General features: G+C 42.3%; 13 protein-coding genes. 11 read left to right on the top strand and 2 right to left on the bottom strand.

Annotated elements, in window-relative coordinates:
• Nucleotides 1-245: 245 nt before the first annotated feature.
• The 6 genes from B9Y89_RS16770 to B9Y89_RS16745 all read left to right on the top strand — a co-directional run bounded on the left by B9Y89_RS16770 (nucleotide 246) and on the right by B9Y89_RS16745 (nucleotide 5,113).
• A complete protein-coding gene (locus tag B9Y89_RS16770; protein WP_085524332.1) occupies nucleotides 246-1,808 on the top strand; it encodes a flotillin family protein in 1,563 nt (520 codons plus the stop codon).
• 121 nt (nucleotides 1,809-1,929) lie between these two features.
• Nucleotides 1,930-3,048, top strand: coding sequence for an NAD(P)/FAD-dependent oxidoreductase (locus B9Y89_RS16765; protein ID WP_085524331.1), 1,119 nt, complete (start codon nucleotides 1,930-1,932; stop codon nucleotides 3,046-3,048).
• A 29-nt stretch (nucleotides 3,049-3,077) separates the two neighbouring features.
• Nucleotides 3,078-3,623 carry an NAD(P)H-dependent oxidoreductase gene (locus B9Y89_RS16760; RefSeq protein ID WP_085524330.1) on the top strand — a complete coding sequence of 182 codons (546 nt, stop codon included), beginning with the start codon at nucleotides 3,078-3,080 and terminating at the stop codon, nucleotides 3,621-3,623.
• Nucleotides 3,624-3,674: 51 nt separating this feature from the next.
• Entirely contained in the window at nucleotides 3,675-3,944 is a 270-nt protein-coding gene (locus B9Y89_RS16755; RefSeq protein WP_085524329.1) for a hypothetical protein, read from the top strand.
• Nucleotides 3,945-3,992: 48 nt separating this feature from the next.
• Nucleotides 3,993-4,568, top strand: coding sequence for a hypothetical protein (locus B9Y89_RS16750; RefSeq protein ID WP_085524328.1), 576 nt, complete (start codon nucleotides 3,993-3,995; stop codon nucleotides 4,566-4,568).
• A 38-nt stretch (nucleotides 4,569-4,606) separates the two neighbouring features.
• On the top strand, nucleotides 4,607-5,113 hold the full coding sequence (locus B9Y89_RS16745; RefSeq protein WP_085524327.1) for a GNAT family N-acetyltransferase: 507 nt from the start codon (nucleotides 4,607-4,609) through the stop codon (nucleotides 5,111-5,113).
• Between the two features lie 158 nt (nucleotides 5,114-5,271).
• Here the strand turns inward: B9Y89_RS16745 and solA are convergent, their stop codons facing one another.
• Nucleotides 5,272-6,417: an N-methyl-L-tryptophan oxidase gene (gene solA, locus B9Y89_RS16740; RefSeq protein ID WP_217807191.1), complete on the bottom strand. Its 1,146-nt coding sequence runs from the start codon at nucleotides 6,415-6,417 to the stop codon at nucleotides 5,272-5,274.
• 202 nt (nucleotides 6,418-6,619) lie between these two features.
• Here solA and B9Y89_RS16735 point away from each other — a divergent pair, with 202 nt between their 5' ends.
• Both B9Y89_RS16735 and rlmN read left to right on the top strand, forming a co-directional pair.
• Nucleotides 6,620-7,798, top strand: a complete 1,179-nt coding sequence (locus B9Y89_RS16735) for a M24 family metallopeptidase (RefSeq protein ID WP_176222269.1) — start codon at nucleotides 6,620-6,622, stop codon at nucleotides 7,796-7,798.
• A gap of 69 nt (nucleotides 7,799-7,867) precedes the next feature.
• Entirely contained in the window at nucleotides 7,868-8,938 is a 1,071-nt protein-coding gene (gene rlmN, locus B9Y89_RS16730; RefSeq protein WP_085524325.1) for a dual-specificity RNA methyltransferase RlmN, read from the top strand.
• Between the two features lie 78 nt (nucleotides 8,939-9,016).
• On the opposite strand, the gene B9Y89_RS16725 is transcribed toward rlmN, so the two are convergent.
• Nucleotides 9,017-9,316: a hypothetical protein gene (locus tag B9Y89_RS16725; protein WP_085524324.1), complete on the bottom strand. Its 300-nt coding sequence runs from the start codon at nucleotides 9,314-9,316 to the stop codon at nucleotides 9,017-9,019.
• A 199-nt stretch (nucleotides 9,317-9,515) separates the two neighbouring features.
• On the opposite strand from B9Y89_RS16725, the gene B9Y89_RS16720 reads away from it, so the two are divergent.
• From B9Y89_RS16720 to B9Y89_RS16710, 3 genes are all read left to right on the top strand, one after another.
• Nucleotides 9,516-11,315: a S9 family peptidase gene (locus B9Y89_RS16720; RefSeq protein WP_085524323.1), complete on the top strand. Its 1,800-nt coding sequence runs from the start codon at nucleotides 9,516-9,518 to the stop codon at nucleotides 11,313-11,315.
• Between the two features lie 309 nt (nucleotides 11,316-11,624).
• The gene (locus tag B9Y89_RS16715; RefSeq protein WP_085524322.1) at nucleotides 11,625-12,755 is read left to right on the top strand and encodes an NAD(P)/FAD-dependent oxidoreductase; all 1,131 of its coding nucleotides are present in this window, start codon (nucleotides 11,625-11,627) and stop codon (nucleotides 12,753-12,755) included.
• 66 nt (nucleotides 12,756-12,821) lie between these two features.
• Nucleotides 12,822-13,391, top strand: a complete 570-nt coding sequence (locus B9Y89_RS16710) for a TetR/AcrR family transcriptional regulator (RefSeq protein ID WP_085524321.1) — start codon at nucleotides 12,822-12,824, stop codon at nucleotides 13,389-13,391.
• Nucleotides 13,392-13,401: the final 10 nt, after the last annotated feature.

Raw genomic sequence — 13,401 nt, 5'->3', positions numbered from 1 at the left:
TTATAGATTTTGTGCAAAAGCACCAATCTTTTACAAAATAGCCTTTCGAAAAGAATTTTATATGAGTATTCTACTTTATCAGGGTAATCTCTATCAATTCAAAGTATAATATGATATTTTTTGTATGAGTTTGACAATATGTGCAACTTTTTCGGATTTGAGTCGTATGTATGATTAGACATCAAACAAAGGGGGAAGGTATTTATTTTTTCGGATTTAAGTTTTCATTCTAGGGTGATGATTCGATGATGGAATTTATTTGGCTGATTGTGCTGGGCGTTCTCGTCTTTATTGCTTTAATTGTTGGCGGTATTGGTTTTCTCATTTTTAAATTACGTTATAAAACCGCCAGCTCGAACCAAGCCTTGATTATTACGGGACCAAAGCTGGGTCAGCCGGAAGAGGATAATCGTATATTTGTCGATGATAATGGCAGAAGTATGAAAATCATTCGCGGCGGCGGGATCCGTTTGAAAATGTTCCAAACCAGTACGCCGATCGATCTAACGTCCTTTCAGTTAGAAATCGAATCACCGAAAGCGTATACTTCGGAAGGTGTTCCGATCCGCGCGCAAAGTGTTGCGGAAATTAGCATTGGCAGTAAACTTGAGATCGTTGCTAACTACGCCGAAAAGTTTTTAGGTAAAAGTCAAAACGAAAAAGAACGAGAACTGAAAGAAGTCCTAGAAGGTCATTTAAGGGCGATTATTTCAGCTTTAACGGTTGATGAGATCTATAAAGACTTTAATTCCGTCAACCAAAAAGTGAAGGGGATTGCTGAACAAGATCTACAAAATTTAGGCTTTGAAATCACGTCCTTTGCTTTAAAAGAAATCAAAGATGATGATGAAGAAAGCGGCTATCTTGAAGCCATTGGCCGGCCGCGCATTGCCGAAGCACAGAAAGATGCTGATATCGCTGAAGCCAATGCTGCTCGTGAGACAAGAATGCACAAAGCGAAGACATCACAAGAAGCAGAAGAAGATGAAATTAGACGGCAAACCGAAATCGCCAAATCTAAAAATGAAAAAGATGTCAAAGAGGCGGAATACAAAGCCGAAGTTGAAGCAGCCAGAGCAAAGTCTGAATCGGCCTATAATTTAGAACAAGCGCGACTGAATCAAGAAGTGAAAGAAGAAGAAATGAAAGTCAAATACATTGAAAGTCAACGTCAAGTTTCTCTGGAAGAGGAAGAGCAAAAACGCCGTAAAGCACAAGCAGATGCTGATGCCTACGATATCAAAGCGAGGTCCGAAGCCGAGGCTGAAAAAGATCGGATTGATGGTGAAACCAAGGCGGCCATTGAAAAAGAAAAAGGTCTTGCTGAAGCCGAAGTTGTGCGTGAACGAGGTCGAGCGGATGCAGAAGCGAAAGAGCTTATGGCTGAAGCGATGGAAAAATACGGGGAAGCGGCTATTCTTGAGATGTTTATTGAGATGCTGCCTAAGTATGCTCGCGAAATTGCGCAACCACTGTCCCAAATTGAAGAGATGAAAGTGATTGATATGGGGGATTCATCCAGCTCAAGCAGCGGTTCCTCTAAAATCACAAATAATGTAACGAAAACGATGCTGGGACTCCAAGAAAGTTTAAAAGAGTCTACAGGTATGGATATTAAATCAATGCTAGAGTCGTTTGTGGCCCGGGGCAATGTCACCCCATTTCCTCAAGGAAATGATCAAGTTGCAGCTGGGACGGATGCTCAAGATGAAAGTCAGGCAACGTCAAATGAGTCCGATTCACAGGATGATCATGTGAATGAAGATGAATCTTTACATAGTGAAGATCAATCATCTGACAGTGAATAACGATCTATTAAAGGCTGAGACACCATTAAGCGGGTGTTCTCAGCTTTTTGATCAATGAGTCATTGGATAGACTAGTATAAGAACCAAGATAAAAATAGACTGATTGGAAAAGGTGCTAAATATGAAGTATATCGTCATTGGAGCAGGCATTCTTGGTGCATCGACAGCGTATCACCTAGCCAAGCAAGGGGCAGAGGTAACACTGGTCGATCGGCAGGATCCTGGGCAGGCCACAAATGCGGCGGCCGGCATTGTATGCCCGTGGCTGACCCATCGTCGCAATAATGCCTGGTACCGATTAGTTAAAGCAGGAGCCAAGTATTACTCAACACTTATTGAGGAATTAGAAGCCAATGGGGAGACCGAGACAGGATATGCCAGAGTCGGGGCAATTAATATTTTTTCAAAAGAAGAAAGACTCGATAAGAAGGTAGCGCTCGCCCAAGAACGCCAGGAAGATACGCCTGAAATGGGAGGCGTCACAAAACTATCATCTGCTGAGACCAAGGCGTTGTTTCCGCCGTTATCGGAAGCATATGGGGCGGTTCACATCAGTGGGGCGGCTCGTGTCAATGGAGGCGCTTTACGAAACGCCCTGATTCGTGGTGCTGAAAGGAACGGAGCCACTTTTATATATGGAGATGCATCGCTTGTATATGAAGCTTTGAAAATCACAGGAGTGACCGTGAATGGAGAGACTATCTCTGCTGATCAAGTGATTGTGACTGGCGGGGCATGGGCCAAAAAGCTGCTGGAACCCCTAGGTATGAATTTTCAAGTGACGTCACAAAAAGCGCAAATTGTCCACCTGCAAATGCCGGATACAGACACGAGCTCCTGGCCGGTTGTCATGGCCCCTTATAATCAATACATGCTCACATTTGGAAACGGAAAAATCGTTGTCGGTGCAACTCAAGAGGATCCTATTCACGATGATGCCCGTGTAACTATGGGCAGCATTCATGACATCATCGATAAAGCGCTTAATGTAGCTCCGGATTTAGCGTCGAGTACATATGTTGAAACCAAAGTTGGGTTCAGACCGTTTACACCAAGCTCTTTGCCGGTCTTTGGGCCAGTACCAGATACGGAGGGGTTGCTAGTTGCCAATGGTCTTGGTGCCTCAGGTTTAACAAGCGGTCCCTATTTAGGTTCAGAGCTTGCTAAGCTAGCGTTGGGCGAGTCGACTGAGCTTCATCTAGAGGACTATGACGTTGCGGGTGCATTGCGCCAAGATTAGATTAATCATATCAAAGGGAGGGTTCTACATTGAAAACGTTAGTCATCATTGCACACCCGGACATTAATCAATCCCGGATCAACGCCCATTTAAAGCAGGCCATAATTAACCAACCTGATATCACCGTTCATGAATTATATCGTGAATATCCTGATGAAAGCATCGATGTTCAATACGAACAGCGGCTTTTAGAAGATCATGATCGCACGATTTTCCAATTTCCTAACTATTGGTATAGTTATCCGCCTCTTTTAAAGAAATGGTTTGATGACGTATTAGAACGTGGCTGGGCATTTAAAGGACGTTATGCGCTTCGAGGTAAAGCATTTGGCGTTGCGATCAGTTCCGGCTTTACACCGGAAGATTACCGGTTTGATGGCCATCATCGACATACGATTGAACAGATCATGGCGCCTTTTTATGCGACCTGTAATTTTATTAGAACTAAGTCTTTGCCCTTATTTAAGACTTTCGAGGACTTAATGGTCACCGAAGCGGATCTTGATCAACAAGCACAAAAGTATCTCGAGTATTTACGGCAATCTTTTTCGTTTCATTATAATGCTTGGGAATGAAATAGAGGATCTAAAAAATTGGCGCTCAATCATTGAAAGGTGGTGTACCCATTGTTTGGTTCTATTATCACTATTTTGAGTATAGGCGCTCTTTTGGTTGCTCCGTACATCATCCATAAAAGAAGAAAGAAGGAAGGTGTGACAGGTTTTAAAAGTCTTTTAACATCTGCTTGTTTTTTCCTCATTGCCATTATTAATATCTTAGCTTACTGGTTTGATGTTTTAGGAGCGACCAGCTGGTTCTCAACGATGATGTTATTATTCGTGGGCGCTTATTTTACAAAATATCTTCCACCACCCGAGGATGTCAACACAAGATGATCATCCTAGCTGTCTTTAAGCCGCCATTTCAAAGGGAGGGGATTATTAGTGGATCCGAAGACATTAAAAAGTATGAGAATCAAACAAGTGATGATCACAAACGGTTTGCTCATCGCTCTCTTAACAATAGTTTTAACGCTTTTTACTATGCTTAGGGTCACGATGGTGCAAATGTTTGTTGCACTAGCCATTATTGTATTGGTGCAATCATTAGTAAGATTGCTTAAAGGAGAGTCAACGCAATCACTCATTCCCATTTTTGAACAAGTCGCGATCTATGAAAAACAAAAGATGGGTCGTGAATGGAGAAAGCAGCATCGTATGGGGTTCATTTCGGACTTTATTTTAAGTGGAGTATTTTTGATGGAGGCCTACTGGTCTCGCGGCTCAACGGATGTTGTTATGGAGATGGACAGCCGTTTTATGCTGCTGATGATTCTATTTATAATAATATTGATGAATATAGGACTATACATACACATAAGAAAAGTAGATCATTCGACGTCACAAGCGGATTTTAAAGGTTATACATTGAAAACGAGTCTGATCGGACTGATGGGCGGTTTAGCCGTAGGTGTTGTGATGATTGTTGGGATCGTCTTTTATGTGTTGAACTTGGCTTAGTAACGTATGCTTAGAGTCTTAGAAGGGAGGAGATTTGATTGATTGAAGTTAGAAGAGGCTCTTCAGAACATGTGCCCGGCATTGCTAGAGTATGTTCTGAGGGCTGCTTAGATACATATAAAGGTATTAGAAGTGAAGCAAATATCCTGCGGAATAACAGAACATTCTATAACCATGATCGTATATATCAAGAGTTAAATGAAACAGAAGGCTGGGATGGTTATTTTGTTGCGTTAGATCAAGGCGAGGTCGTCGGGGCCATAGGTGGCGGGATGACGGGTCATAACAGAAGTGAGATATATGTTCTATACTTAGATCCGCATCGCCGCGGAGAAGGGATCGGTACGCAACTTTTAAACGACATAACAGAGGTGCAAATGAAAAAGGGTGCTGAGGAACAATGGGTTTCAGTGCAGAAAGGTAATGATAAAGGCATACCTTTCTATGAAGCTAGGGGTTTTAAACACCATTCTGAACAGGCGGCCTATTCAAATGCCCCGGATGAAAATTATGTGTCATTAAGGTACGTAAGACCGTTATCATAGTTTTCTATCCGCCCCGTGGAAAGCGCGCATCCTGGAGCGGAAGTGAACCCCTTCTCTGAAATAGCAAAAAAGTTTACGAAAACAGCCTTTGGAGCATCAATCCACAAGTTTTTTCGTGACGATGATGGAATGCTGTGAATATTGTCAGCTGCATTCCATCATTCGGTTCCGTCGCTACTAAACCGGTTCGGGTTGAATAAAGATATGTCATAGTTAGTTTGACCTTTTATTGCAAGGTCAGCCAAGATTTCACCAACGACACTGCCGAATTTAAAGCCGTGTCCGGAAAATCCGCCAGCTGTCACAACATTTTGGTATTTAGGATGGTACCCTAAAACAAAATGGCCGTCTGGTGTGTTTGTATATAAGCATGTTTCGTAAGAGATATTTTGTGTATTCAAACGTGGGAATCGACTGGCAACAGTGCGGCGGACATCTTCTGTTTCATTCCATGATGCCTGCCGGGACAGTTGATCCGCTTCTCCTTTGAGTCCGCCTTGATGAAAGCCGACTTTAACACCTTCTCCATGAAAACCAGGCAATCCATAAATGTTATATTCATCAGTACAGTGCCATACAAACGATGGGAAGTCACCGGGCTTAAATAAGTCAGACGGCTGATCCGGCTGAAACCAAACAGGTACTTTGCGCTCCACTTCCAAAGGGATGTCGAATCCAAATAGTTGTGGGCTCCAAGCGCCGGCAGAAAGAATTAAGGTCTCCGATTGATAACAGCCTTTTTCAGTATGGACTGTGACGCGATCATTTTTGACTGACCATTCAATGACCCGTTCATTGGTTCGGATATCAAGCCCATGTTGACTTGCTATATCAAGATGGGCCCGGATACTTTCTTCAGGAAAAACGGCGCCGGCAATGGTTTCATAGACGCCGACTTCTTCGGTATCGAGTTGAAAAGCCGGAAAACGTTTTTGGACTTCATGAGCGTTTAATATCTCATAAGGCAAGCCGTAACAGTCGGCACTCTCCACAGTGCCTTTGACAATTTGACAGTTTTCAGGACCAATATTGAGTCCACCAATTTCAGCAAGCAATGTTTTACCTGTCTTTTTTTCTAATTCCCGCCACAACTCGTGGGATCTTTGTGCCATTGGGACATAAGAAGCCCCTTCAAGATAGGCTTGCCTTGTAATTCGGGTATGACCATGCGAGGAACCTAATGTATGCGGGGGATTGAACTGATCAATCCCGAGGACATGTTGGCCGCGTTTTGTAAGATGATAGGCGGCAGCGCTGCCCATAATCCCCATTCCGATGATGATGGCATCATATGTCGGATTCACTTTTTCATCCTCTCCTTAATTCCATGTATAGTCGTTTTTTAACTATAATCCTTTGTCGCACAAAACACAATCATCAAAATTGTAAGAAACTAATAGCCGTTTTTTATGACAGATTGACCAATAGTCAATAGCTGGTGCCACTAATAAACTTAATCTAAGCATTTTAAAAAATGGTAAGTGACCTATAGGAGGTTGGATGACTGTGAAACAAAGACATGATTTGCCTTTTCCAATACCTGAATATGAATATAGATTATCTGAGGTTCGCAGAAATATGGAGCAACGAGGTATTGACGTTATGATGGTTTCGAGTCCAGAGAATGTTTTTTATTTAACTGGATTTGAAACAACCGGCTATACAAGTTTTCAGGCATTATTTATACCATTAGAGGCTGAACCTTTTATCGTTACACGCATTCTTGAGAATACCGGTGTGCAGAATTTCAGTTGGATTGAGCAGAGTCGTCCTTATGCGGATGGCGATGATCCGTTGATCCGAACTCGGGAGGTCCTTGAGGAATTTAATCTTCAGCAGAAACAGATAGGGTATGAACGCAACGCATGGTTCTTTTCTATCTCTCAACAGGAAAAATTATTCGCCGTGTGTTCTGACGCCACGTTTGTGGACTGTTCCGGATTAATTGAGGGGATAAGAGCGATTAAATCAGACCTAGAGATTATGAAAATTAGAGAAGCGGCACGATTGACAGAAATAGCTATACAGAGTGGGATCAAAGCCGCTGGGGCAGGAATTAGGGATACATTCGTCGCTGCCGAGATGCATCATGCTATGATACAAGCTGGAAGTGATTATCCTGCTGACGCTCCTTACATTGCTAGTGGGCATCGTTCGGCTATCGGCCATGCCAAGTGGTCAGGACGTACCATTGATGTTGGAGATTGCGTGTTTCTAGAACCTTCCGGGTGTCAACAGCATTACCATGCTCCTTGTATGCGAACGGGTTTCATTGGTGAACCAACGCTGGTCCAAAGGGAAGCAGAGAAAATCATCAAAGAAGCTGTCGAAGCAACCATTGCAGCGATCAAACCAGGTGCTGTGGCTGAAGAAGTTGATGCTGTGAATCGAAACATCATCGGCAAAAATACTATAGGTCTACAACAATTAGCTCAATCAGCTTACCCGGTTGGGATAGCGTTTCCTCCAGGATGGTTTGAGGGGACCTTCAGTCTTCGTCCAAAAGAAACGCAATGTCTTCAGCCTAACATGGTTTTCCATTTAATTCCTTGGGGTTTGGTTCCTGGTGAATTCGCCATGGGCTTATCGGAAACGATTCGAGTGACTGATACAGGCTGTGAGGTTATAACGAAATTGCCCCGTGAAGTATTTGTCAAGTCGCCGGTCAGTACGATGTCTGTCTAGATGTTGCACCATCAGCTCATTTCCAGTAACATAGTATAGGAGTGTAAAGTTTTGAAATGAGGGTCACGAATGACTAAAACATCCATTTATGGATTAACATTAGATCAACTAACAGCTTGGCTTGTGGAGCAAGGGCAGAAGCAATTCCGGGCAAAACAAGTCTGGGATTGGTTATATAAGAAGCGCGTTACGAACTTTTCGGAGATGACGAATCTTAATCAAGAATGCCTTCAGTTATTAGAAGACAACTTTGTTATTCATACGCTAGAAAAAGAAATTATGCAAGAATCAGAGGACGAAACGAAAAAATTCTTGTTCAAATTACAGGATGGCAATCTAATAGAAACGGTGTTAATGCGATTCAATTACGGATTATCGGTTTGTGTCACAACGCAAGTCGGCTGTAATATTGGCTGCAGTTTCTGCGCCAGCGGTGTATTGAAGAAGAACCGTGATTTGTCCGGCGGTGAGATTGTCGAACAAATTATGAACGTTCAAAAACATCTCGATGAGGCGGGACAAGGTGAGCGGGTGAGTCACGTTGTTATTATGGGTATTGGTGAGCCGTTTGATAACTATGACAACATGATGACTTTCTTACGTGTGATTAATGACCAAAAAGGATTGTCCATTGGTGCGAGACATATTACCGTTTCGACGAGCGGTCTTGCCCATAAAATGTACGAATTCGCGGATGCTAATTTGCAAGTGAACCTAGCGTTATCCTTGCATGCGCCTAATAATGAGTTGAGAACGCGTGTGATGAAAATCAATCGTGCGTTCCCGCTAGAAAAATTAATGCCGGCTGTTGATTATTATTTAGAAAAAACGAATCGCAGAATCACATTCGAATATATTCTGCTGAAAGATGTTAACGACCATGAGGAAGAGGCCAAGCAGTTGGTTAAGTTGCTAGCTGATAAACGTCATCTGTCATATGTTAACTTAATTCCTTATAATCCGGTCGGTGACAATGAGTACGAACGAAGTGATAAGGAATCGATCTTAAAGTTCTATGAAACGCTGCTTAAGAATGGTATTAATTGCGGTGTTCGGACAGAACATGGAACAGACATTGATGCAGCTTGCGGCCAATTAAGAAGTAAGCAGATTAAGAAAAACAAAGCGAAGGCTGTATAACATCATATCATTAAAATAATTAATGCACGTTATAGTAAAACCCTTGGATGACCGATCATCCAAGGGTTTTGTGTACCATTAAGTAACCTCTCTATTAATATACTCGGTTACAACAAATGCAAGGTCATCGTTGCCAAATAGGGATAAGACGCCGAGCAACATATCATTTGAGATATGTTCAGATTCTTCTTTAGGGACGGTTAAGTCATTGGCTTGCTGAAGAGCCTGGTTAGCGGATTGGTTAGGATATGCCTTTAAGTACAATTCGGTTGGATCAAGGTCGTTATTGATACACCATTGTGCGAATACAAGAATCATCATGTGTTCGTCGTTCTTGTAGTTGTTGATAATTTTGTCTTCCATCTCTTTTGGATTCATTATGTGAATACTCCTTCAAGCTATATAGGGTTATTATAACGAAAGTTAGATGTATCAACAATGGCCCCTGATCTTTCCTAAACCATTGCTGTATTTGCAATAGATATGTGCGGTTCGGCGAAATAGAGGTCACATAATCGTAAGCCATGACTAAAACTGTGATATAATTAATAGAAGATTAAAAAAAGGGGGATGTTTTATGATTGACTTTTCGAAACAACGGGATATTGAACAGTATTTTCGAACCTATACCATTAGTCATTTTGCCGTTAGTCAAGATGAAAGCAAACTCGTCTTTAATAGTAATCTTGATGGAAAAATGAACCTTTGGGCAATGGACTTGCCCCATACTTATCCCTATCAAATCTGTTTTGAGGATCAGGCAAGCGATTTTGTAAAATTTGATCCAAAAGGTCGTTACATATTGACGGGATTTGACAATGACGGTGATGAGAATTATCAGATCTACGCTCTGCCTCCAGATGGCGGACAACCGGAGCCGGTTATTACTGGAGAGAACCAAGAAAAGTATTATTATGCCCATCTGTCTCAAGATGGTGAACGGCTGTATTATGTGACGAGTGAAGATAATCCAAACTTTTTGAATCTTAGAAAGCGCGATTTGAAAACAGGGGAGGATGAGTTACTCAGAAGCGGTCAAGATGCCGCAAACTTTATAGCGTCTGTTAGTCCACAAGAGGATAGTTTTGTTTTTGTTAATGCTTTCTCGAATACGTATCAGCAGGCTTATGTTCATATTAATGGTGATGAGTTTTCACTGACACCAGATCCAACGAAAGTGCATACGGTATCTGATGCTGTCTATACAAGCAATGATGTCGTTTATTTCTTGACCAATTATGAAAGTGACTTTTCTTATTTAGCGACATTTCATTTGAAAGACCAAACCTTTAATAAAGTTTTGACATTACCTAATGAAAATATGAAAGAGCTGGTTGATCATCAGGCGTCGAACTGTCTTTACCTTGTGACTGAAAAGGGTGTGGAAGATCGCTTATATGAGTTCAGAATTGACAATCAAAAGTATAAAAGTCTTTCGCAACCAACAGCTGTGATTGAAAGTCTGCAAGTCGCCGATTCTGGCAACATGTACGTCTTAGGCCGAAGTGCGACCAAGCCTCATAACTTGTTTCAATGTGAGGATAACAGTACTGAATGGATACAATTAACGGAGAACCGGGCGCTAGGTGTTCCGGAAGAGGATTTAGTTGATCCCGACGTTGTCACTTATCAATCGTTTGATGGCATGTCAATTGAAGCTTTATTCTTTAAGGCAAAGGAAGATGTCGCCAATGGATATACTGTCTTTTGGCCGCATGGAGGACCGCAGGCAGCTGAGAGAAAATCGTTCCGTGCTCTATTCCAAGTCATTCTGGCAAAAGGGTATCATATATTTGCGCCTAATTTTCGGGGCAGTACAGGGTATGGTTCTGAGTATGTGAAAATGGTGGAAGGTGACTGGGGTCATGGACCGCGGCTGGATTGTGTTAAAGGGATCGAGTGGCTGTTTGACACTGGCTATAGTAGTCCTGATAAGTTATTGATTCTTGGCGGCAGCTATGGAGGATATATGAGCTTGCTACTTGCTGGACGGCATCCAGATTTATTTAAAGCCGTCGTCGATATCTTTGGTCCAAGTGATTTGTTGTCATTTTATTATTCAGTTCCGGAGCATTGGAAACCCATTATGAAGATTTGGTTGGGCGAACCTGAAAAGGACAAGGAGCGATTTGTCAATGATTCACCGATCACTTATTTAGATTCAATGACGAACCCGATGCTTGTGATACAGGGGGCTAATGACCCGCGTGTGGTGAAGCAAGAATCGGATCAAATTGTTGCAGCTCTTGAAGAGAAGGGAATAGACGTCGAATACATTGTTCTTGAGGATGAAGGCCATGGGTTCTCAAAAAAAGAGAATGAAATTCAAGTATATAAGAAGATACTCGAGTTTTTTGAGCGACACATTGAACAGTGATGCTGATCTGAATGTAAATGTTATAGATAATAATGGGGCTTGCCAAATGGGTGGAGCCCCCTAACCTGTTTTAAAGACTGTATAAAAGACACTTAATGATCGGAGGATGGGGTTATGGTACGGCCGGTTATTGTTGAAGATGCCGATTTTAATCGTTCACTCTTTTTTTGCAAAAGAGGCCAGGCCACTTTTTATTTTATCCACGACATCCAAGAACTATCTTCATACTCATCCACAATTGAGTCCCACCAAAATATTTTGTAAAATAATAGAGTAGTAGAGAATTAAAATGGAAAAGGTGTTTTTTTAGTGCAAACTTATATTGTGGTTGGAGCGGGGATTCTTGGAGCGTCGACAGCTTATCATCTTGCTAAAGCAGGAGCTAACGTCACTGTGGTTGATCGCGAAGACCCGGGGCAGGCGACGGATGCCGCGGCTGGGATTGTTTGTCCCTGGCTCTCACAGCGTCGAAATAAATCTTGGTATAAATTAGCCAAAGGCGGTGCGGGGTATTATCCGACCCTGATTAAAGCGCTAGAGGCAGATGGTGAAGCGGACACAGGTTATGACCGTGTTGGCGCCATCAGTCTTCATACAGATGAGACCAAACTTGATAAGATGGTGGAACGAGCGTTAAAACGACGTGATGACGCACCGGAAATGGGCGAGATTACTCGGCTGTCACCTGATGAAACACAGGCGCAGTTTCCACCACTGTCGGAACAGTATGGTTCTGTTCATGTTAGTGGTGCTGCTCGTGTCAATGGGAGAAAACTTCGCCAGTCTTTGATCAATGCTGCGAAGAAGCATGGCGCCTCCTTTATTCACGCAGATGCCACGCTTGACTTTGAGGACAACCGGATAACTGGCATCAATGTAGAGGGGCGGACTTTACATGCTGATAAGGTTGTTGTCACTGCAGGTGCGTGGGCAAAAGAGCTGCTGACCCCCTTAGGTATGGATTTATTAGTCACAACACAGAAAGCGCAAATTGTTCACCTTGACCTCCCTGACATGGATTCAAGTAAGTGGCCAGTGATTATGCCGCCTAATGATCAGTATTTACTTACATTTGGGGATGGCCGCGTGGTCGTCGGAGCGACGCATGAAAATCATGTCGGATTTGATTACCGGGTAACTGCGGGTGGATTACATGAAATTTTTGATAAAGCCTTGGCGATTGCGCCGGGTTTAGCTCATAGTACTTTGTTAGAGACAAGGGTTGGCTTTCGGCCATTTACACCTGGGTCACTACCTGTGATCGGTCCAATACCAAACTATGAAAACCTGCTCATGGCTAACGGGCTCGGCGCTTCAGGTTTAACGAGCGGACCTTATTTAGGCGCTGAACTTGCCAAGCTTGCCTTAGATAAGCCAACAGAAATTGAGCCTAGTGAATTTGATGTCGCGGGGGCTTTAGAGTTAATGGATCAGGATTAAGAGTGTTGACAATTAAGTATGGTTAGCATATGATTTTATTGAACGGTGGTCAATAAGGAGGAAATCATGTCACCTAGAAGACCAGTAAGTCAAGAATTAACAATAGATATGATTATGGATGCGGCAAGACATCTCTTTGTCAACAAAGGGTACCAACATGTGTCAATGAGGCAAATCGCAAAGGAATTGGACTGCAGCCATAGCGCCATTTATTATCATTTTCAAAATAAGGCAGAGTTATTTTATGCTTTGGTTGAAGACCATTTTCAAATGTTAGATCAAAAATTAGATGCCATTATGGAACTAGAGATGGATAACAAGCGAAAAGCAAAGCAGGTCTTGTTAGGCTTTATAGAATTTGGTCTCACTTATCAAAGTCATTATGAGATTATGTTTTTGATTAAAGATGATGAAGTCAGGAATTTTATCAATCAAGGGCCGAATCAAACGTATGCGAAGTTCGCTCAAAGTCTGAATGCTTTATGTGAGAAGCCAATCACTATCCATGAGATATGGTCTATATTTTTGTCCTTACACGGTTTTGTTACTCATTATTGTAGACATATCAAGCGTTATGACGAGGTCAAAGATATGGCACAGGCACATGTGAATTTTCTTCTGAAAACCATTGGTTAATTTTTTTATA

Source organism: Tuberibacillus sp. Marseille-P3662 (assembly GCF_900178005.1).
Lineage (GTDB): Bacteria > Bacillota > Bacilli > Bacillales > Sporolactobacillaceae > Marseille-P3662.
The sequence above is the reverse complement of the archived record's forward strand: the minus strand, read 5'-3'. Positions and strand labels throughout refer to the sequence as shown.